17 protein-coding genes are annotated in these 22,336 nt (G+C 41.4%); all 17 read right to left on the bottom strand.

All coding sequences use genetic code 11. The annotated features are described in order from the left end of the window. Positions 1 to 73: 73 nt before the first annotated feature. The gene (locus tag P9L93_05850; protein ID MDP8230610.1) at positions 74 to 637 is read right to left on the bottom strand and encodes a hypothetical protein; all 564 of its coding nucleotides are present in this window, start codon (positions 635 to 637) and stop codon (positions 74 to 76) included. Positions 638 to 713: 76 nt separating this feature from the next. Then, complete coding sequence (locus tag P9L93_05845) at positions 714 to 1,313, bottom strand: methyl-accepting chemotaxis protein (protein ID MDP8230609.1); 600 nt, start codon at positions 1,311 to 1,313, stop codon at positions 714 to 716. Between the two features lie 86 nt (positions 1,314 to 1,399). Next, positions 1,400 to 1,963, bottom strand: coding sequence for a SurA N-terminal domain-containing protein (locus P9L93_05840; protein ID MDP8230608.1), 564 nt, complete (start codon positions 1,961 to 1,963; stop codon positions 1,400 to 1,402). An 11-nt stretch (positions 1,964 to 1,974) separates the two neighbouring features. After that, complete coding sequence (locus P9L93_05835; protein ID MDP8230607.1) at positions 1,975 to 3,387, bottom strand: sugar transferase; 1,413 nt, start codon at positions 3,385 to 3,387, stop codon at positions 1,975 to 1,977. Between the two features lie 2 nt (positions 3,388 to 3,389). Next, positions 3,390 to 5,474, bottom strand: a complete 2,085-nt coding sequence (locus P9L93_05830; protein ID MDP8230606.1) for a hypothetical protein — start codon at positions 5,472 to 5,474, stop codon at positions 3,390 to 3,392. Beyond that, a complete protein-coding gene (locus tag P9L93_05825; protein ID MDP8230605.1) occupies positions 5,452 to 6,636 on the bottom strand; it encodes a glycosyltransferase family 4 protein in 1,185 nt (394 codons plus the stop codon). The genes P9L93_05830 and P9L93_05825 overlap by 23 nt, the downstream gene beginning before the upstream one ends. Further along, positions 6,626 to 8,014 carry a DUF362 domain-containing protein gene (locus P9L93_05820; GenBank protein ID MDP8230604.1) on the bottom strand — a complete coding sequence of 463 codons (1,389 nt, stop codon included), beginning with the start codon at positions 8,012 to 8,014 and terminating at the stop codon, positions 6,626 to 6,628. Before P9L93_05820 ends, P9L93_05825 begins: the two co-directional genes overlap by 11 nt. Positions 8,015 to 8,024: 10 nt before the next feature. Then, positions 8,025 to 9,299, bottom strand: coding sequence for a nucleotide sugar dehydrogenase (locus P9L93_05815; protein ID MDP8230603.1), 1,275 nt, complete (start codon positions 9,297 to 9,299; stop codon positions 8,025 to 8,027). Further along, entirely contained in the window at positions 9,296 to 13,471 is a 4,176-nt protein-coding gene (locus tag P9L93_05810; GenBank protein MDP8230602.1) for a glycosyltransferase, read from the bottom strand. The genes P9L93_05815 and P9L93_05810 overlap by 4 nt, the downstream gene beginning before the upstream one ends. Further along, positions 13,468 to 13,791, bottom strand: coding sequence for a hypothetical protein (locus tag P9L93_05805; GenBank protein MDP8230601.1), 324 nt, complete (start codon positions 13,789 to 13,791; stop codon positions 13,468 to 13,470). The genes P9L93_05810 and P9L93_05805 overlap by 4 nt, the downstream gene beginning before the upstream one ends. After that, on the bottom strand, positions 13,772 to 14,851 hold the full coding sequence (gene amrS / locus P9L93_05800) for an AmmeMemoRadiSam system radical SAM enzyme (protein ID MDP8230600.1): 1,080 nt from the start codon (positions 14,849 to 14,851) through the stop codon (positions 13,772 to 13,774). Before amrS ends, P9L93_05805 begins: the two co-directional genes overlap by 20 nt. 1 nt (position 14,852) lies before the next feature. After that, the gene (locus P9L93_05795; protein MDP8230599.1) at positions 14,853 to 16,181 is read right to left on the bottom strand and encodes a hypothetical protein; all 1,329 of its coding nucleotides are present in this window, start codon (positions 16,179 to 16,181) and stop codon (positions 14,853 to 14,855) included. 53 nt (positions 16,182 to 16,234) lie between these two features. After that, positions 16,235 to 17,206, bottom strand: coding sequence for a polysaccharide deacetylase family protein (locus tag P9L93_05790; GenBank protein ID MDP8230598.1), 972 nt, complete (start codon positions 17,204 to 17,206; stop codon positions 16,235 to 16,237). Further along, positions 17,197 to 18,333, bottom strand: a complete 1,137-nt coding sequence (locus P9L93_05785) for a GNAT family N-acetyltransferase (protein MDP8230597.1) — start codon at positions 18,331 to 18,333, stop codon at positions 17,197 to 17,199. Before P9L93_05785 ends, P9L93_05790 begins: the two co-directional genes overlap by 10 nt. Position 18,334: 1 nt before the next feature. Continuing rightward, complete coding sequence (locus P9L93_05780) at positions 18,335 to 19,480, bottom strand: glycosyltransferase family 4 protein (GenBank protein ID MDP8230596.1); 1,146 nt, start codon at positions 19,478 to 19,480, stop codon at positions 18,335 to 18,337. Next, on the bottom strand, positions 19,477 to 20,970 hold the full coding sequence (locus P9L93_05775) for an oligosaccharide flippase family protein (GenBank protein ID MDP8230595.1): 1,494 nt from the start codon (positions 20,968 to 20,970) through the stop codon (positions 19,477 to 19,479). Before P9L93_05775 ends, P9L93_05780 begins: the two co-directional genes overlap by 4 nt. After that, entirely contained in the window at positions 20,951 to 22,327 is a 1,377-nt protein-coding gene (locus tag P9L93_05770; GenBank protein MDP8230594.1) for an O-antigen ligase family protein, read from the bottom strand. The genes P9L93_05775 and P9L93_05770 overlap by 20 nt, the downstream gene beginning before the upstream one ends. Between the last annotated feature and the right edge of the window lie 9 nt (positions 22,328 to 22,336).

Raw genomic sequence — 22,336 nt, 5'->3', positions numbered from 1 at the left:
TCCTCCTTAAAATACTTTTTAAATACTTATATAAGTATACCAGATATGCCCTGCTTTTGCAAGCAAAATCTTATTAATCTTTTAGATGTACATCTGCGTAGATCGCGAGCATTTCCTGGATTTTTTTAGGCGGTAAAATGACGAAGTAGTGGTCTATTATGCAATGGGCCATCTCGTGGGCAAGAAGGCCTTGTCTTATGGCGCGTTCTGTGGTGTAAATGGTATTGGTCTTGTAAACATAAAAAGAAACTGCTGTATTTGGCTGGTTAAATATGTCTTCGTATGCCTCGTTCAGGCCATGTTTTGTCTTATAGATATTAATGGCAACGTGTACCTTGGAAGGAAACATGTCCAGTATGTCCTCGACCTTCATGAATATAGCGTCAAGTTTGTCTGAGACTATCTCCTCCATTGACATATCCGCCTTTTTCCTGTATGCCCTGGCGCTGTAAAAATCAGAAAATCTTAGATTGATGCGCCTGTTGACTATCTTCAAATTCACATCCTTTTCATAGAACACGGTACAAAACCTCGTCGAGAATATATTCCATTCCCTGTCTTGCGAATGCGCAAAATCCGCAATATTAAGTGCTAAACACGCAATAATTAAAATAATAGCAGCTCTAACTTTAATCATAGGGCTTAGACCTGTCCAACTTCGTAGGTCGGATTTAAATCCGACCTACGAAGTTGGACAGGTAACCTTTGGTACGCTACCTGCTTATTTTGAAATACGAAAGTGCGTTATTAAGGTCCTTTTTATCCTTTTTTAACTCAGAGACTATCTTCTTTATGTCCTCTTTGAGCAGCAATTCCTGGTTCGAGCTGTCTGTAAGCTCATCTATTAAGCCGTCCAGCTTTTCTGAAACACCGACCACCTTTAAAAGTCCCACGTTTAGTCCCTGGGTCATGTTATTAAAGGCGCTGACCAGATTCTGAAACTGGTCTTTCTTTCTTATCTTTAAATCAGGCGCGAGCTCGCCATTACCGACCTTCTGGGCATATTTTTCAAACCTGTACATAGGTCCCGCGAGCCGATGCGTCATGAAAAGCACTACAATACTCGCTGCTATTGCCAATAAAAGTCCCACTATAAGCCCGCCAAATAACAAACCAGGTAATATGTAATCAGCTGTGCTTTTTACTACCAGCCTCGAGTTCTCGAAAGATGTGGTAAGCGTACGACTAGAAAAGGCGTATAAAATTATCCCAAAGAACACGCATCCAATAGCCGCCAATACGCAAAACTTCAATATAAACTCTGTCTGAAAACCCTTGTTTATGAAATAATTCCTGCGCTTGTACTTTGCCATGATCCCCTCCTATGCCTGTCATTGCCCAATTTGTAGGCCAGGTTTAAACCTGGCCTACAAATTGAGGCTCGCAATGACACATGTAATTAACGATTCGAAAGTACTTCTTCCAGAAGTTTCTTATTTATCTTTATATATGATTTTTTCCTTAATTCCTTTATCCATGCCCTCATTGCCTCTGTCTCTTTTCCTTGCCTAATAGCCCTTCTTATATCAGCCCGAACCGTTGGAAGAGGCAAGTCTTCTCCGGAGTCCCTGTAATGCTCCTCCACCTCATTATCATAGACATGGATCAGACCTGAGATCTCCTTGCTCTTTTTCTCAAGCAAAAGTCTTAAAAGCGCCTGCTCCCAGTAGCTCTCAATACTCTTCATGAAATCCCCTTCCCTGTCCAGACCCTGACGCTGTGCTTCTTGAAGAAGAAGCTCTTTCTCCAGCAATCTATCTATATACTGCGCCCTGCCTGCTGCTGTATCCAGAAGCGCTGTTTCGTCATGAGGCACACTCTTTAACTCGTACTTCAGGTCCTCTACGCTCATCTTGTATTTGCCTGCCTGCGCCACTGTCTTCTTACCCCCGCCGCTAACAGGACATGAACAACCTGATAGTATAAAACATGAAACCAGCAAAACAGAAAATATCATTTTCATACCTACCTCCGTTACCTCGCGCCTACTGAAAAAATCACCGCGGGTACTGTTTTTAATAAGATCTTCAGATCCAATCTCAATGACCAATTATCTATATATTCTAAATCCAGCTTCATCCATTCGTCAAAGTCTACATTATTGCGTCCATTTATCTGCCACAAACACGTAAGTCCTGGTTTCATGCTAAGACGCCTTCTCTGCCAGATCTGGTATTTCTCCACTTCTCTAGGTATAGGAGGTCTCGGGCCTACTATAGACATCTCGCCCTTCAATACATTAAAAAGCTGTGGTAGTTCATCCAGACTAGACCTGCGTAAAAATTCGCCAAATCTTGTGACACGTGGATCTTTGCGCATCTTAAATACAGGCCCGGCCATTTCATTATTGGCGCGAAGCGCGTCTATCCCATTTTCTGCGCCATCCACCATAGTCCTGAATTTATACATCACAAACTTTCTGCCATTAAGGCCGCTTCTTATTTGCTTAAATATCGCAGGCCCTCGCGAAAAAATCTTTATAGCGATACCTACTCCTATCAAAATAGGCAGGGTGATCGCCATACCTGCTAACGATAATAGTATATCAGATAACCTTTTAACTAACAATTGCCATTCTTCACCAACTGTTGTCTGAAAGCCCAGAGTAGGTACGCCTCCGACCTCGCCGGAGCTCCAGCTTGATATCTTCATGTTAAAAAAATCAGCGGCAAGATTGGTCTTAACGCCCTGCAACTCACAGGCCAAAAGACTTTCTTCTATAATAGGTATCCACTTCCTGGGTATTACAAACATCGCCTCATCTACTACATTTTCAATAAGTATCTTTGGTATATCCTTTAGAAGTCCTATTACCTTTTCCCCGGCTACAGTCTTTCCCAGCATCTTTTTCTCAGCGTCTATTATACCTATGATCCTCAGACCCCACTCATCATGCCTGTGAACAAGTTCTATAAAATTCTTTGCCCTGGGCCCTGTGCCCACTACTAAAATATTTCTAAAATTATAACCCTTTTTCCTAAAAAATCTCAAAGAGGATATTACGATCCATCGCTCGAATATCAAAAATAAACTCGTCACAAGAAGCAGGCTTAATATAAAGGTCCTGCTCACAAATTCCATCTTAAAAATAAATATCGCGCCTATAGATATCACCATAACAAAAAAGGCGCTTTTTATTATACGACTCGTTATCCCGAATAGATTCTCTCTCCTTAAAGATTCATATAGGCCTGTGGAACGCAATGCGAACATCCATGAAAATAAGACCAGGGCCAGTATATTCAGATATTTAGACGGAGAATAGAGTTCTCCAAGCACCTCTATATTCTGTCTCAATGCATAAGCAATAAAGAATGAGACGCAGATAGTGGCCACATCTGACAGTATTAATAATTTTCTAAAAAGTTGGTCCTTTTCTTTTAACATGCCTACATCCTTATGATCTCGTAATAGATAGTCTGATAACTGCCTGACACATCAAAGCTATAACCATCACGCACACGCTTTACAGGAACAGTCTCTTTCCTGTGCCCTTTTTCATCCAAAGAAAACACCATTAATCCATTATCGTTTTCAGTCTTTTCTATAAAAATATTCCCTTCTATATCTTCTACCATTATCGGCTCTTCCCCCTCATTTAAGATATACACATCCCTGCGAAGATCGTCTGAACTCTTAGTGATATGCGGGGCGAGTTTCTGACCTCTATTTTGAACACGGCCGACTACCGCTAACAAAAGTCGCTTGGATCCGGATATATCCTTATCGTCCATAGAAATAACTGTAAAAGTGGCGAAGTCTTCCTCTGTGGAAAATCTTACGCCCTGAAATTCCTGATCCTGTTTCTCGGACAAAAATCCTGAAAAAGAAAATACCCTCGGAGTCTTCAGCATAAAGACGCCCTTTTTGTGATCCCTGGTAATCTGGCCCGTATCGGAAACGACCGTCCCGTCCTCATTTGACAAGCCCTCAAGATCAGGATAGTCTACTTCAGTCCCCGGGCCTCCTTCGTTATTTCTGTAAAATATTTTTTCAACTCTAGCCAGATATGCTGCGCCTGCCATGCCCAATCTATCGGCCCAGGTATCATCCATCTTAAAAAGTGACTCTACGGGATAACGTACCGTGTATACCTTTGACGATTTTTCAATATCATCTCTTAAAAACATAAGTGCGGCCAATGAAAAAAGCCCCATCTTTGCCGGATCATTAAACACTACTGTGCCAAAATAAAGTCTCTTTTCAAGATCATACCAGTTGGAGGTGTAGCCGCCATTATAGGAATACAAAAACAATGCGTCCCAATCGTTCAAGCTCGCATAAGACGCGGTGGTCAGCATGTCTATTGACCTCCATTCATTAGGCCAATTACTTCCCCATTCAGTGGACATTAAAGGTTTTTTACTGGTCTTTGCTATGCTGATCGTATTGACTATTGTCTTAGGATTCGTATGGTCCTGCTTCACAAGGGGCCTGTTGTGTATCTTATCCATGGAATCACATAGATCCCAGTACACGTGAATATCAGTAAAATCCATGTGACTGTCCGCTAACAGCATCAGACTGTCGTACGGTATATTCGAAGCCCCTATGGGGACCTTCACGCCTATAGAACGAAGGTACTCATACATATCTCTCTGATATCCATCTGTAAGTTCATATAAAAATTCCCTGTCTTCGCTCCAATGAGCCCAGTCACCGTCAAGATTCTTATCATTATCAACAAGCCACTTTTTCCATAATCCCTCTATCTCGTTTTCATAGTAAGGTGAGAAATTCCTGCAGCTTTTAAAAAAAATAGAATTCTCATTGGTCATCTCCACAAAGGCAATTGCCGGCTCATCCAGATAGCTAACGCCAGTGTACGGATTCACATGACTCAAAAAATCAAACGCGAATTTCTTGCTCAACTCTATAATGCGTTTATTAAAAAATGAGATGCCCCTTGCGCCTCTGGGCATGTCTTTTAATTCAGGCACCATGTCGTCTTTTTTAAATCTCCTGACCCCGAGGCCCAATACATCAAAGCACACATATATGCCATTCTGTTTCAATTGATAGATAAAATAATCCAATTTATCCATCTGCGATTCTGAAAGATGCTGCGAGTCATTGCGATGTGACGCTATTATTCCATGAGGTGCTTCATTATCAAGAAAATGCATCCTCACTGCGTTGCAGCCCAGCTGGGCAAGTCTCTTTGAAACATCCTCTGCCTGTTTACGCGTGGGAAAACATGCCGTGTCAGAATGTATATTCACCCCCCAGAATCTCGCCTTCTTGCCATCTTCAAAATAAAAATGCCCGTCCTTTACAGTCAAAAAACCATGACTGCCGGCAGGCGCGTCCAGCAAGAAACTAAAATCCAGCCTCGAATCCTGACAGTAATTCCAGGGAATATAGAACGGGAACCAATTCTCCCTCTTCTTCTCGAACAGGTTCACTGGAAAAAATGCAAACGAAGCTAAAAGCGCTCCAGTTATTATTTTCTTAGATAGATCCTCTATACGCATCTATTAACCTCTTCTTGTTGTATTCCCATGAAAGCTCGCCCTTAAGGCGCTGGTAACCAAGCTTTCCCATCTTCTCTCTGCGCCGCGCGTCATCTACCAATTCAATGATATTTTTGGCAAATTCTTCGATATTGTTCGGCTTGGCATAAAGCGCCGCGTCACCCGCTGAATACCTGGATTCCTTTAGATCAAAAGAGACTATTGGCCTTTCCATTGCCATATATTCCAGGATCTTATTCATGGTGGACTTATCATTTAAAGGGCTCTTTGGATCCGGCGCGACACATACATCAGAACTGGACAAATATTTAAAAAGCTCTTCATCAGGGATCCTGCCGGTAAATAAGACCGCTCCATCGAGACCCAATTCCTCTCTTAGATTCTTTAGATCCTCGATAGAATCCCCGCTCCCTATTAAAGTAAACATTATATCGTCGCGTTTATACTTGTTTATAATGATGTTTATCGCGACCAAAAGATAATCCACGCCATCCTGGGGGGCCATGACGCCAAGATAAGAAACAAGAAATTTTTTCCCGCGTTTAAGCGCCGCGTCAGAGGGTGTCCTTTTAAATCTCTCTAATTCCGGGGACGTCCTGACTACAACGACCTTTTCAGGATCCAGCTTTCCCCTTGCAATAGCGATCTGCCTGTAAGAATCATTCGTGACAATGACCTTATCCGCTGTTTTATATGTCAGGAATTCAAGCGCGAGAAGGGCCTTATAAAGAAAGTCCTTTTTATTCATGCCGTATTTCGCGAGATATACCTCCGGGCAAAGATCATGCTGGTCAAAATAGAACTTCTTGCCAAATAATTTATAGAACAGTCCTATGGCAAAAAATGTATCTGGTGGATTGCACGCGTGGATTATGTCAAAGCTGTGTCTCAATGCTATCCATATGCTCAATAAAAATGTCATGATAAAACAATACGAAAATTCAAACACGTAGCTTAAAACGCCTTTTGTATTAGGGGCGGGCTTATACCTGTATATATTTATGCCTTCAAGGACTTCAAAACCTTTATCTTTTCCAGATCTAGGGCAAATAACGCTGACACCATAGCCGTTCTCTTTTAACGCCCTTGCCTCCAGCCACACGCGCCTGTCAAAAGGTACGGATAGATTTTCTACTATTATCAAAACGCTTTTATTTTTCATCTTTTACCTCTATATGATGTCTCCATCCATAAAACGGCTTAAAACCCAGGCACCTGCCTTTAAACTGAGATAAAGATCTATCCCAATCGCGTAAATTAGATACAACCTTGATATCCTTGTATATACTATTGGAGAAGTTTTTAAATTGCGGGATACGCTTAGGATCAAACCCCATAAGCCTGGCCGCGGCCATGTCTACGCATAGGCTATCAAAACCCGCCATTAAGACGCCGCACGGCTTTGGATCAGGATTCATAGGGCCATCCCCTTCTCCTCCGACTATGCCGTCTATAATAAAGAAATTCTTGCGCTGCACCTCTTTCTGAAGCTTACCTTTTTTATCCGCGTACATGACTATTCGCGATAGGTCTAAGATCATCCTCCAGATAATATTATTTCCATGCCAGTTGCCCTTTTTTATATCAGAATCCCTGAGGCCTCTTAGTTCCTTTACTTTATCCTTAAGATATTTGATGATCCCTTTATTCAAAACACATGAAACCTTGCTGCCCCTCTTATTGATCCTATTGCACTTTGATGAAACCCCTTTAAAATGAGGCAGCCAGTTCCTGTCACCTGTAATGCCTACCATATTTTTAAGAGATAGCGTAACGCCAGCCTTGTTGTGTGTCTTGAGTTTAGGAATATTAATGACCACATCCGCGTTAAGCAGTGTATTGGATACAAGATATTCGTTCTTCTTATCATTGTGATGGGCATTCATGATAGAACTTATACATTCGCTCCCCTTGAATGTCGTATAGTCCAAGGAGTCTTTTTTGAATTCACTGTGTTTGAATAAATCAATAGCTGTATAGCCCATAGGATCACCGGATAGCTTTAGTCTGCGGATGATCTCATTGCCCTTTTTAAATACCTGTTCCTGCCTCAAGTCATATATCTCGATATCAAAGCCGGCATTTTTCTTATAGAATCTCTTTATCTCGTCCAGGCCCGTGATCCTGCATATCTTTCCAAAATCACCATCATCCATTGGGCCATCAGCAATAATGATCCTGCCTTTGCCATTCAGAGCAATATAGACATAATCTGCGATCGCCCTGATCACAGAGCCATGAGTAATCAGCTTATCTGTAGATCCCTTGTCAGCAAAGTGCCTCATAAGGTTCGGCTTTAAAAGCACTGTCTGGCCTGGCGATACAAGAAAAGAAAGAGGATTCCAGTTATTTTTTCCAAAATTCTTAGAATCAAGATCAAGCATCTTAAACAATTCCCTTAATGAAAAATAGGCCTCATTCCCTGTATCAACTGTCTTATTCGCAAAGGGATATTCTGCAAATATTGCCGGCGGAAAATACGGCGCCCTATTTGAATAATGTAAACTATGCTGTTTATAAATCGCGACCTTTGCGTTCATAATATGCCCTTTAGGTTAGATCTATTAAAACCTGGTTCTTTTTTATTTTCTTTATAGCCTTCTTAAATTCCTTTGCGGAATGCCCTACCACGATCACCTCTGAAGTCTTTATTGCCTCATTAATGGATCCGCATAAAAGTGACGCTATATGCGGTATCTCATTTTCTATGTAAGTCCTGTTAGCGCCCATCAATGCCGCGAGAGATACATTCTTATCGTATATCTTTAACTTATAGCCCTTACCGATCAAAAGCTCTGCCAGCCTGACCATCTGACTCTCTCTTAGATCATCTGTCCCTGGTTTAAAGCTCAGGCCCAGCATTGTAATCTTTTTCTTACCTGTCTTTTTAATCGCCTCGAATGCCCTTCTAATAGCCAGGTCATTACTCTTTACGATAGACCCCAGAAGCGGCAGATCCAATTCCCCTATCTTTGTCTTATGCAGGACTGCCTTTAGATCCTTTGGAAGACATGATCCTCCAAAGGCAAACCCGGGCTTAAGATACATGCCTGATATATTGGACTTTTTATCCATGCACAGGATCTCCATTGCCTTTTTTCCATCCAGGCCAAATCTCTTGGAAAAAGCCCCTATCTCATTGGCAAATACTATCTTTAGGCCGTGGAAAACATTGTCCAAATATTTTGAAAATTCCGCTGTCTTAAAATCTGTTGAAATAAAAGGCGCCTTGATGAATCCATATATCGAACGCAACACCTTTTCATCTTGCTTTTTTCTACTCCCGATTATCACCTTTGCCGGTGCGTAAAAATCCTCTATGGAATTACCCTCTCTCATAAATTCCGGATTGACCAGCACGCCAAAATCCTTAAACGCCTTTTTGGACGAGGCCTTTTCTATAATAGGGATAACGACATCTTCTGTTGTGCCCGGCATCATAGTGCTTCTTATGACTATAATATGGTATCTTCGCAGTCCCTTTAGGCTAGCCCCTATCTCTCTTGAGACATTCTTAAGATGCGAAAGGTCTATTGCGCCGTTTTCCATGGAAGGTGTACCAACGCACACTATTGAAACTTCGCTATTTGATATCGCGTACATCGCAGAGTCAGTTACGCAAAACCTCTTTCTCTTGACTGTCTTGGATACAAGGTCATCAATGCCTTTCTCGACAATAGGACTCTTGCCTTTGTTTATAAGGTCCAGCTTTTTCCTGCTGACATCGACACCTATGATGTGATAGCCCTGTTCAGCAAGACAGGCTGCTGTGACCACGCCTACATATCCAAGTCCAAATATACTTAAAGTCTTTTTTTTCTTCATACTTCTATCCTCGACAGTTTTCTATTTGAGACACGCAAAAACGTTGTGAATTTCCTTGAACTGCCTATAACAGCTGTATTGACAAGCGTTGGACTCTCTACCTTTGTGCCAAATATATCTGAGCTCCAGCCCAAAATAGGATCCAACCTACCCTTTTTTACATCAACTGTTAAACGGCTATCCAATGTTATATATAAATATATCCCCTGATTCTCTACCTCGATCACATTGGGATCCAACAGCCTGATCTTTACTGCTGGAGACAAGTGAAAATACTGTCTTACTGTGCTCTGCCTGGCTGTATTCAAGAAATCCTCTATGCGCCACAGCCCTTTCTTTTTATCAAAATAGATGGTCCTCCTGTGGCTGATCCTGGAATTTTTATACGCGGCAGATATATAATCCATGTCTTTGGAGCTTTTCCACTTTTCTATCCTGGGTAAAGGCCTTTTGCCCCACATAAAAGGGCCTGTTATCTCTGATTGATTATTGTCGTCCAGCGTAACTGTATTATGAGCTCTTGTGCCTCTAAAATAGTCCCTCCATACGCCTCCTGTATGATATAAATAAGTTCCGGGATCCACTAAGAGTTCCGCGCCATTTGCAACCAGCGTTACGCTCAAAAGATCTGCATGGCCATGAGCTGCTATTGACCCATAACCCAGTTTCCCGCAGTCCATTAAAAGCACTTCATCTTTGCCATTTCTAAAAACAGCATAGCCGCCTTTTTTAAAAAGCCTTGAACCCAGCGCGGGCCTTTTAGTCCTGATAGATCGATAAGCCTTATATCCTTTAAGCCCGAATATCCAAAAATGCTCTTCGCTAAAGGTACCGCCTTTACTTTTAAAATCACCCCTCTGCGATAAAATACATGCGCTTGTCAAAATAGACTTAAACAGGCTAAAATCTTCACTATTGGATAATCTTATAGCCCTTCCATCATCAGAATCTCCGACAAGAGGCGCCTTGCCTTTAGAATCAATGATATTCATTACGAATTCAGACATGGAAAAGAACCTGTCCATGACTTTCCTGGGGATTTTTATGTTGTTCTTTATAAGAAGCTCCGCTGCGAGCACAAAAAGTTCCATAATAAATCCCTGATAATGGAATGCCTGTTCCTTTGTGACTCCATCAGGATGTACCTGCCGGAGGATCTCCCTGAACAGGATAGATTTACCTTTATATAGCCACCTGTCAGAATCCTTGAATTCTGGAAAACTCAACGCTGTGATTATTAAGCCGCACGCCTCGCCGATCAGATGATTATTCGCGGATGAATATTTAGAAAGATTACGCTCTATAAATTTAGTCTGCAGGTATACAGATCTCAAAAACTCATCCCTGTCTTCATCTATCCCTATAAACTTATAGGCCCAGCACCACGATATTAATCTCAGGCTTACCTCAAGCGCGCTTGTCCAATTAACCCCCTTATAAGGAGGATTTTGTTCTATCCATGAAAGGATCTGACCCCTTGCCTCTTCTTTATATCTTTTGTCTTTTGTTAAAAAATATGCCTTGGCCAATGTTACAAGATGCTGATGTCTGTTCAATTCCCATATAAACCTTATCTCCTTGGAATCGTGGTTATTTTTAAAATCTATATCGGCCTGATATACTAAAGGCCATGTTTTGCCTGTAAGAATATCTTTATGCCAGTCTATGTCTTTACCGGCATCCCAATCCAGATCAAAGATCTTAAACCTGTGAGCGGAGATCTCATCAGCCTCTCTGAGGATATCCTTTGATCTGCCAGGGAAGAGCCTTGAAAATTCCTTTATTGCATTATCCTTAAAATAAAATGTCCGCGGCGCGATCTTCTTCTTCAAGAGCCTGTCTATATCTACATTGCCCCTGGAAAACCTTTTTACCTCAGCCTGTACCATACTGCCCATCCTGTGAATAATCTCCAGGGTAGACATACAGGATAGCCTCTTGATATACCATCTTAACCTGCCTGGTCGAGGCGAAACCTCGACCAAACGCTCGTACTCCTTGTAGAATTTACCTACGATACGATCCAGCCTGAAGAACCTGTCTATCTTATCGATGTTATTCTTGCCCATCCTGTTTCTTAGATCCGCGTCCTTAAGCAGTTTTATGATCCTGTTTCCCAGCTTCTGCTTTTCCCCGGGTTCTACTAAAAATCCATTGACCCCGTCCTCTACCAGCTCAGGTATACCGCCTACTCTTGTAGAGACAACAGGTAAACCCGATGCCATTGCCTCGAGCATGGCTACTGGAAGCCCCTCAGTATATGAAGGCAGTAAAAATATACCGGCGTCTTTAAGATTTTTTATTAATCCATGCTTATCGAGCCAGCCTGGTAAAAATACGTTCTTTTCTATTCCCTTATTCCTGACGATCTCTCTGACCTTTTCCACATCTCCATCACCTGCCAGGTGAAACTTCACGCCTGGTATCTCTTTTAAGATGCGCGGAATTATATCCAATATGTCATATGTGCCTTTAAGCCAGTAAAGCCTGCCCGCGGTAAAGACATTCAGACTAGAATTATCTCTACTGCCTCTAATTGATATAAAATCAGAGGTATCTATAGGATTAGGTATCACTTTTATATTCCTGTTTTTTGTGATTCCCTTGATATCTAAAAGGCATGACTCTGACAGGACTATTATTGAATCAGTTATATCTAATACCTTTCTTATGAAAAACTTCCGCAATATAGTTCCTCTATCATGAAACAGGTGAAAACCTCCACCATGTATATGAAAAATAGTGGCCTTTTTAAAAAGCCTGGACAGGATCAATATCATCGCTTTTCTGTAAAAACTGCCTTTTGAGGAACTGCAGACATGTACTATCTTTATGGTCCTATCAAAAACTAATTTAGCGGCAAAAAGTAAAAAACTTTTTAAGAAGAAAAAGGTCTTGAGTATCTTACTGCCGTCTATTGTTGTCGCGTGATATGTTATCTTCGATCCTTCCGGCGATCGCGAGCTCAGATAATTTCTCGCAAAAGACGATATCCCGCCTTTTACTGAAAGGCCAGGGCCTGCCAGGATTATGTGGGTTTTAAAATATCTTGGCGCTGGATTCAGAAAGAATCTCTCTGTTCTCTCTACCATCCGCTCCAGAGAAAATTCTTTCTTGACCCTTTTTCTTGCCAGGGCCGCCATACTGCTGCCCATGTCCTTGTCTTTTAATATCGCTATGACATTTTCTGCAAGGGCCTTTGGATCCTCAGGCGGAACAATGATCCCTGATTCGCCATGCACGATGATCTCCGGATTTCCGCCCACCCTTGTCGCTACTATAGGCTTGGATGCTGCCATGTATTCTAATAACACCAGAGGGAATAATTCCATTCTTGAGGAAAGCACTGCTACATCAAATATAGAAATAAGCCCTGGGATGTTCTCTGTATCCTTGCCTTTATCAATAAATATCACGTTCTTTGAAATGCCCAGACCATCTGCCAGGGCCTTGAGATTCTTCTTTTCTTCGCCATCTCCTATGATCAAAAATTTGACATTCGGCTCGGATCCGATAATATGCTGCGCTGCCTTTAAAAAAACATCATGCGCCTTTTCATTTACTAATCTTCCTACTATACCTATGATCTTCTGATCGCGTGAGATGCCTAATTCTTTTTTTAACCCATTGGCCTTTTTCAGCCTATCAAACTTCTTTATGTCTATGCCGTTTTGGATCAGCTCGAGCTTTTTTGAATCAAGACCATATTCTTTTATAAGGGAATCGTATTTGATCCTTGAAGGTACACCCACTCTGTCTAACCTGCGCAATATTAATCTATTTATAATGCCTGATTTATATCTCTTCCACGCCTCTGGCTTTCTCATGGTATGGATCGTTGTATAAATATATGGGATCCTGGCTATCCTTCCGCATATAAATCCCCAAAATAGAACCAGCGGCGAACTCTCAAGATACAGTATGTCTATTTCTTCAGCCTTTAGCGCCTTTATCAATCTGAATATTACTAAAAAATCGTATTTATTGCGCATAAGGCTGTGCGTAAGGTCTATGCCTTCTGAAGTGAGCCTTTTCCCAATAACGCCAGGCCCATAAAGACAGAATGACTTGACCGTAAACCTGGCCTTATCGAGGTCCCGCATTATCTCGTAGCCCAGTTTTTCAGCGCCGCCAATATTTAAAGTTGAATTAAGAAAAGCTATCTTTTTCAATTTAATGTCCCCTCACTTGAAAAGACTATATCAGAATCCCCTGGCAGATAAGCCCTGTCCTGGAGCCTGAAGATCTTTACTGCAAGCCCTTTTTCAAATCTGATATCCACGCCTACCTCATCCATGCTGTTTTTGGACAGTATAAACCTGTAACTCTCCCCGGATTTTACAGGGACACTGGTCTTAGGCCCGTTTAAGCCGCCATTGCCATTCCATATAACACGAGAATAGACAATAGATTTAGTGCCTCCGTTATTATTATCTGCTTCAAGATGCAGGAGCCAAATATCCTTATCCCATTTATGCCTTAGTGATTTCATGAGTGCCCTCCTTTATATTTATCATCTTTATCGGTGTACTCGACTTACATTTACTGCATATATAGCCGCTGTTAGAGGCCTTTAAGCCAACCGCATCTGCGTTTAAGCCCCTTCTTTCAACCAGCAGATTGCTGCAATGACTACAGTATGTATTCGCGCCTTCGTGCATAAATACATTGCCGAGATAGCAGTGTTTTATGCCAGAGGCCTTTGCTAATCTCTCTGCCTTCTCAAGGGTATCTATGGAAGGGCGGGCAACGTGTGTATATTTATAATTCGGATGAAAACGCACAAAATGAATCGGGATATCCGCGGAAAGATCCTTCTTTACCCAATTAATAAATTGTAAATAATCCTTTTCACTGTCATTTGCGCCAGTGACTACGAGATTGCTTATCTCTATGTGATGCCTGCCTGCATCGAAAACCTGCTTAACAGCCTTAAGCACTGGATCTATCCAGCCCCCGGTAAACTCTTTGTAAAATTCAGAGTTCAGGCTCTTTACAGAGATGCTAAAGATATCTATCACATCCATCAACTGCTCTAGGGCCTCTGGGTTTATAAACATGGCTGACTTAAAGAGGTTAATAATGCCGTGTTTCTTAGCAAGCCTGGCTGTATCCATGACAAATTCAAACCATATAACAGGATCGTTATAGGTCCATGAAAGCACCTTTATGCCCTTTTCCAGCGCGGTCTTAACGACCTGCTCAGGCGTATAGTCAAATATGACGTTTTCATCCAGATGTTCTATCTGAGAAAATCTCCAGTTCTGACAATACAGGCAAGAAAGATTACAGCCTACATTTCCAAGAGAGAGTATGCGGCTTCCAGGTTCAAAATGAAACACTGCCTCAGTCTCCATGAGCTCTTCCGCTATATGCACTGCCTTGCCATAGCTGATAGCGTAAAGCGTGCCCTTTTTATTCTCTCTTACTTTACAGAATCCTCTCTCGCCTTCAGCTATCACGCACCTTCTCGGGCATAAACTGCACTGGACCCTATCATCTGATAGTTTCTTGTACAGCATTGCCTCATGATCAGAATTTAGTTTTTTCATCTTAGAGCTCCTTTTCTTTTAGTTTTGAAATAAACTGTTTGAACTTGCCTGTGTTTGTCCTTGGTACAAAATCGACCTTCTCTATGTCTACTGTTACATCTTCTCCGAGATAGTTTTTTATATTAGTCTTTATTAGCTCCTCGTCTGACGAGTCATATTTGTCACCAGCTACCAGTTTTACCTTAAGCATATTCATGTCTTCCTGAATAAATTGCGCCTCGATGACATCCTTTAGATCTGCTGAAAAGATCGAGCAAAAAAGCGATATCATGCGGCCGTCCTTTGTTATGAAAAACTGGTCTGTGTTTCTGCCCTCTATTGATTCAACGATCGGGAAATTTCTTCCGCAGGAACATACTTTAGAAGACAGGGTCACAATATCCCCTGTTTTGTATCTAAAAAGCGGCATAGCAAAACTATTTAAAGTACTTCCTACGATCTCGAATTGGCCTTTTTTGCCGGGAACAGGCAAAAACTCTGTTATCGCATACTCAGGATACACATGATAAGTCCCTCTTTCGCATGTACCTATAGCAGAAACGCGTTCAGCTGTCCCGTAATGATCAAAAACCTTGCCTTTCAATTGTTTTTCTATAAATAATTTCTTCTCTGGCATCATGACCTCTGAAGAGGTAAATATACTCTTAAAATTCAGGTCTATGCCTTTAAGAAAAGCGAGCTTGGCAAATATATAACCCTGTGATGGCACTGTCTCCAGGACATCTGAGCTATATCTGGAGATCTCCCTTGCGTAAGAATCTACATTCTCTTTTGAAAGATGGTATGATGAGGCGCATAAACTATTCTGAAAGACATCGTGCCTCCAGAAAGGCGGCCTCTTTACACGCGAAGGCACTATTGGGCTGGAGCGTATGATCACCTTTTTATCCCCGGGATTAAACCCTGCCCACCTGTATTGCCTGGTGAGTATGGCATTTTCAAAATTGATCAAGTACATATCTCTAAATATCTTTAAGGGTGAGCCTGTTGTCCCGCTGCTAAAAACAGTCCTTGTAAAGAGCCTATTTATGTTTTTTGCCAGAAAATCATCTGGATTCACTCTTACATCAGGCTTACTGATCATCGGGAGCTTAGAGATATCGGAGATATCCTTAAAATCCTCCGGCTTTAGATTCAGCTTCTTAAAGAGCCTCCTGTAATATGGCACATTTTCATACGAATGCTTTATGATGATCCTGAACTTTTCATTCTGCAGGTTCCTGAGCTCCTCTTCTGAATAGTACTGGCTCTTTTCCAGTTCAGAGACCAGCCTCTGGAACATCCTGCCTTCCCTGAGTAATTTAAACTTCAGGCCGCGCAGAGAAACCATACACTCCTGCATCCATAACGGGCTATTTATGTAAAATCGAGTAGTAAAGATATTCACGCTGTGACTCCATTTCTGGTCTTAAATAAATTTGACGAAACTCGTGCCGCGAGAAAATCTGTCCTTAAAAGAGATCCTACGCCGATATAGTTCAATGAGAACCTGTCTGTTTCTCTGCTATTGGATCCCTGCGACGCGCTCCTGGCGCATTTAAAACCAGCCTGAGAGATAAGATCCTTGACCCTTTTATCAAACAACCCGTAGGGATAGCAGAATACATTGACCTCTATGTCCAACTCCTGTTCTATCTTCTTTTTGGAACCTCTTAGTTCCTCTAACGCCTCAGTGTCATTAAGCAGGCAGAGATTTTGATGTGTCTTTGTATGTGATCCGAAATCTATAAGCCCATTATCGCGCATCTCTCTGGCCTCATCCCAGCCAAGCATGGCGCAGGGTCTTATATCTTTATTATTAAGGTGCCTTGCCTCTAAGCCACTGACAAGGGATTCTATCTCAGACTCTTTTTTTCTTAATAGAGTGCTATTTATGTCATCTGCCATCTCTTCTCTTGTCTTGCCATTCAATTGAAATTGTGACACTACATTAAAAATCCTGTCCCACCAGAAAAGACTATCCTTGCCAATAAAATCTGTTGTAAGAAATATAGTGGCAGGTACGTTATGTTTCTTCAGTATGGGAAATGCGTTAAGATAATTATCCATATAACCATCGTCAAAGGTTATGGCAGCGTACATACCGCCTGATGTATCCTTAGATAAGATCTCTACACCTTCCAAGAGAGATACTATTTTAAAATTATTCTTTATAAATCTCATATGACTTTCAAATACACTGCTTGGCACTGCAAGATATGAGGCGCTCCCTGAGGCATCGCATACCCTGTGATATGTAAATATAAAAAGTCTTGGCCGCCTTGAAAGACCTGCCAGGCGCAATAAAGACCCTGGTATTCCCAGCCGACAATATAAATCTTTTGCCATGTCTTTAAAAGATCTTCTCAATACCATCCCAGTTTCTCCTTGATAGTTATCCATATTTTGCGAAGCGCGTTTTTCTTTCTAAAATAAGGCATGATCTTTGACTGTAGTACATACAGGCTCCTGGAATAAAAACTGCCTTTAAAGATCCTCACGCGATTGTGGAGTTTAAAAGAACTTGTCAATCTCTTCTTCCATGGTTCTTCGCCCCTCATAAAATCAAACTCTGAAATATCGCCTACAGCAGAATCCTTCAGCATCCAGAACATAAGCATGGTCCCGGCAGAAAGGTTTTTATGCGCGTTATCAAAAGCGACATTGTAATTATAGGAACGCCCGCCATACAGATAATTATAGATATAAGCTATTGGCTTTTTTTCTAACATCAGGACCGAGATATCCAACTGTCCATTTCTTGAAAATCTATCAAATATCTCCTTGTGAAAATCCCTACTGGGGTTTTTTGTAAAGATGCCCTTCTGCTTTTTTCCCTGCCAGCTGCGATCCTCTATATCGCATATATCTGAAAAGATGGCTTCTACCTCGCTGGCCCTTACCCTGTATCTTTTAAAGTCCAGGTTCACTTGTATATTCTTATTGTCCAGCTTCGTCAGTCTTTTTTTGAGCTTTCCGGAAAATTTTTCCACAAGAGACTTTCTATTACCATCGAACTGTATAAGGAACGATCTCTTTTGGGGCCCTGAAAAATTCAGGATATTCCTTTCCTGTAGCCACTTTTCAATGATCTCTACGGTAGCGCTCTTTTCTGTTATCTCCTCAAGGTCTATGAGATCCCATTCTGAGCTTATTCCCATCAGATGATCTAATACCAGGTATATGGCCTTTTCCTTGTCGCCTGTTAGTATAAAATCCATCCTGTCTGACGCGCCTGCGCCTATAAAGGAAACGGCCCTCACAGGTAAGCCAAGATATTTATATTTTCTTATCATTAGGGGCGCTATGCCTATTAATCTATCGCCTTCAAAGATATTCAGTATCAATAATCTTTGAGAGACGCAGAAATGCCTTATATATGTATCGACCCACTCGTAGGTCATAAAGACATTGTCTATATTGCTCTTCTCTAGCAAGCCATTCCACATGCCTTTATAGCCTTCGAACTCCCCATGATTAGAAACTTGCTTTATGTTTAACATATTAATTATCCTCAAACCTTCTATATATCGCGTAAAGCTCTTCTGCCACAGAATCTATCCTGTGGCCCTTGGAGATCTTTTTTTTCGCGTTATCTCCCAGATCCTTACGTAGAGATTTGTCCATTAATAATACCGCTACCATGTCTGCCAGGGCATTAGGGTTTTTGCTATTGACCAAAAATCCGTTTACGCTGTCATCCACGATATAAGGTATACCTCCTACCCTGGTGCTGACTATGGCCTTGCCGCAGGCCATTGCCTGTAAAAGCGCGAGCGGGGCCACATCCTGCTGTGAAGGAAAAACAAATATAGAGGCCTTTGCGTACTCCTCCCTCAGCTTATTCTCATTTAGATGGCCTAAAAAATTAACAGCTCCGGTCAGATTATTTTCCCTGATAAATCCTTCTAACTTCGCGTAAAAACTACTGTCGCTTACAGGTCCGGCTACCATGACCCTTATATCCTTAAACGAACCCTTTAAAATCCTCACTGCCTCTATAAGCGTACCTACGCCTTTTGCCTCAGAGATATTCCCCGCGAATAAGATCCTGTTTTCTTCTTCCTTATCCGCGTCTATATTAAAAAATGGGTCAGAGATCGGATTGTTTAATCTGTAAAGATTTCTGATCTTATAGCTCTTCAGAAAATCCTCTGAAAACCGGCTATTTACTATAATGTTTTTAGCCCTCTTTAAGCATTTCTCGCGTATCAAGTCCTGAAGATATCGCCTCATCTTATCCATAAGCGTGCAGGATACTCCCCAGTTGCCTTCAGTTATGCCATGAGTGCTTATAACTACCTTTGGATGACCACTCTCTAATGCTGCTAACGTATGATATCCAAGCATGTGCGAATGTATCAGGTCAGGTTTTATATCATTTATCTTTCTGCATATCCTCTTTCTTGTTTTTGAGTAAAGCGTAATATTTCCAAATCTCTTGTCTGCGGCTACAGCGTGTATGGTAAGACCATTGGACTTAAAATCCCTGTCCTTGTCTATAACGTGACTTACAGTAAGGACATGTATATCAAGGTCTTTAAACCTTAAAAGTCCTTTCAGTAGATTAACTGCCACTGCCTCGACCCCGCCATGTATGTTATCGGTATCATTGTCCAGCGGGTATGGGCTTATTATTACTAACTTCATCTTTTTCTCCTTATAAACCCTGCCACATCATGCAATATCCCTGTCTTCCTGTGCGCGATATATATTAAAGGTATAGAAAAACCTGCCACTGTCAGGAGCCTCATGACAAGAACAAAGATATCCGGAAGGATCTCCACAGAAACAGGTATCATGATCTCATTAAAAAATATCACTCCAATCATATACACAAGCGGGATAGACATAGTTACTAAATAACCTATGCATGTAAGCGGGCTTTTTATGTATTGCTTCATAGAATATATAAATATAACGGTCCCTACGAAGAAAAATGATAATAAAAGCCCCAGCGCGACAGCTACTATACCAAAACCCTGATTTATAAATACAAGGCCTGAGACAAACGCAATAGCAATACCCGATAGATAGACCGGTACGAGAAACCTCTGCTTGTTCAAAACTGTTATAATCGCGACAGCTGTTGGAGAAAACGCGAGAAAAAACCTCGCTATCAATATGATAGAAAAAGGATAAATAGCCACAGTATACTTCGACAGGAAATGTCGTATGAAAAATGTCACGCCTGTATAATAAAACGCGAGCGCCACTGGAAATAACAGAGACATTACCAGCATCGGCTTAAAGAGATACTTCTTGAGCGAACCTATATCATGCGTCTCCCCGTAACGCTGATAGATATGCGGTTCAAAAGAGCGGTGTATGCTCATAGGAAAATACATCAGAAAATTAGTCGCGAGCGCTGCCACAGAATAATATCCCATATTCGTCTTTCCTAAAAAGCTGAGTGTCATTATCCCCGCGATATTCGTGATAGTGCCCTGCAAAAACCCGCTGGACATTATTGGAAATCCTATCTTAAGGAGCCTGTATATTTCTTTAAGGTCAAAACATAACTTCAGCTTAAAGCTTTCCTTCATGTAAAGATATGTGACTGTCAATATGGGTATTACTAGCGCGACAATATAAACTCCGTATATCTTAAGCCTGGGGACAAAAAGCAATGTAAGAAGCACGCTTAAGATCGGAAATAGCACATTCGCCTTGCTTATCAGCACAAACCTTTTTACTCCTATCAGAGAGGTCTGACAGAATTCATACAATGCCATTGAAACAGCAAGGGCGGCTATCACTATAAGGCCCACTGCCTCATACAGAAGAAGTCTCTTCCACAATAAAATCGCCACTATTATCACCCCGAGCGCGAATATGGAGATGGTGCAGAGTGAGAATGTAAAAACCACATTCCTGACTCTATCCATGCCTTTATTTGAGCGCTTGCCGTTTTCATAAGGGATCTCCCTGGCCATGGCATTAAAACTGCCGAGATGAGCAAATACGCTATATCGCAGGATTATATTCAAGAAAGACCAAACCCCGTAAAGTTCCGGCCCGAGTATCTTCGCGTTCAGGAACCCGCGTATAAAAAACATCGCCTGGGAGATATAGACACTCCCTGAAAAGAAAGACGTATCCCTTATAACATTTTTTCTATCAAGCTCGCGCTGCTGCATAATTCCTCTCCCATGCGCATATGATACCTGCAAATACAAAAAACATGCTGCTTACGAATTCAAAAAACTTCATCTCTATAAAAACCGAATTGACTATAAATACGATCATAAATGCCCAAAAGACTATTACCAGCTGCGTATCCTTTGCGTCCTTCTTTAAATTTTTATATAATCTGATGCTGCTGCGCAGGATCAGAAGATACACAGAGGCTATTAACGAAAAACCCAGAATTCCCATCTCCGCTAATACGCCCGCGAAACTATCATGTCCGCTCAGGCCCACTGCCTGAAAATGTATACCATCTACGTTCTTAAAATAATTCTTTGAAAATTCTGTAAATTTACCAAAGCCTACGCCTAAAATAGGGTGCTCTTTGAACATATTTATCATGGCTATATACAGATTTAATCTATCGTGAACAGGGCTCTCGTCAAAAGCCCTCTCGGACGAAAGAGAGACTACGCTATCGTCCAGGAAAAATCCCAGTCCTATAAAAATACCTATGCATAAGATAATTATGACTAGAGTGGACATCTTTTTTCCCTGCTTAAGAATAAATAAAAGGATCAGTGAAAAACCTGCCAGAGCGCCTACCCACGCAGCCCTGGTATATGTAAAAAATATAGCGATAGGAGACAATATCAATAGAACCCGTGAACAGGTCCTCCACAAGTCCCTCTTATTGCGATGAAGGAGGAAGTAGAACGAGCTTACGAGCACAAATCCGAGCACTGTACCATTGACTGCTCCCTGGACAAATGGCCCTCTTGCCCTTTCAAAATGTATCCCAAAGGAAGGATCTAATATATACCTGGGCCAGATCAGTCTGTTTATATGAAAATGCTCTAAAAATGCCGTACATACCAGATACAGTCCTATCAGCATAACAAACTTTATAAACCCTTCTCTTTTTTTCGCGTTATCGTAGACATTTTTGCTTATAAAAAACATGGAAAATGGAAATATATATCCGGTCAATAACTGCCCTATGTTCAGTTTTCCGCCAGCCCTGATAAGAGAGCCTGTCCAAAACATCGAGATCAGGGCAAAGAGGCAAAATAGAAGCATCACATACTCTATGCCTGTAAACCTGGAAATCTTTAGCTTCCCTGAAAAGACCTCTATGATGAAGATCCCTATCAGGAACGCGAATAATATCCTTTCCATAGATATGGCCGGCATTATAGAGCCCGCGAAATTTAACTTCTGATATTTTAAAAACAGGTCTATTAAAAACCACAGATATATGCCCATAACAAAATTCTTATTCACCAGAAGAAACAAAAAGATCATCCCTGTAAATACTACCCCTAATAAAATTATCGTTTCTGGTGTAAATAATAGTTTTAAAGACATAAACACTCC

The organism is Candidatus Gorgyraea atricola, assembly GCA_030765235.1.
Lineage (GTDB): Bacteria > Omnitrophota > Gorgyraeia > Gorgyraeales > Gorgyraeaceae > Gorgyraea > Gorgyraea atricola.
Note: the sequence above shows the minus strand (reverse complement) of the source record. Positions and strands in the feature narration are given on the sequence as shown.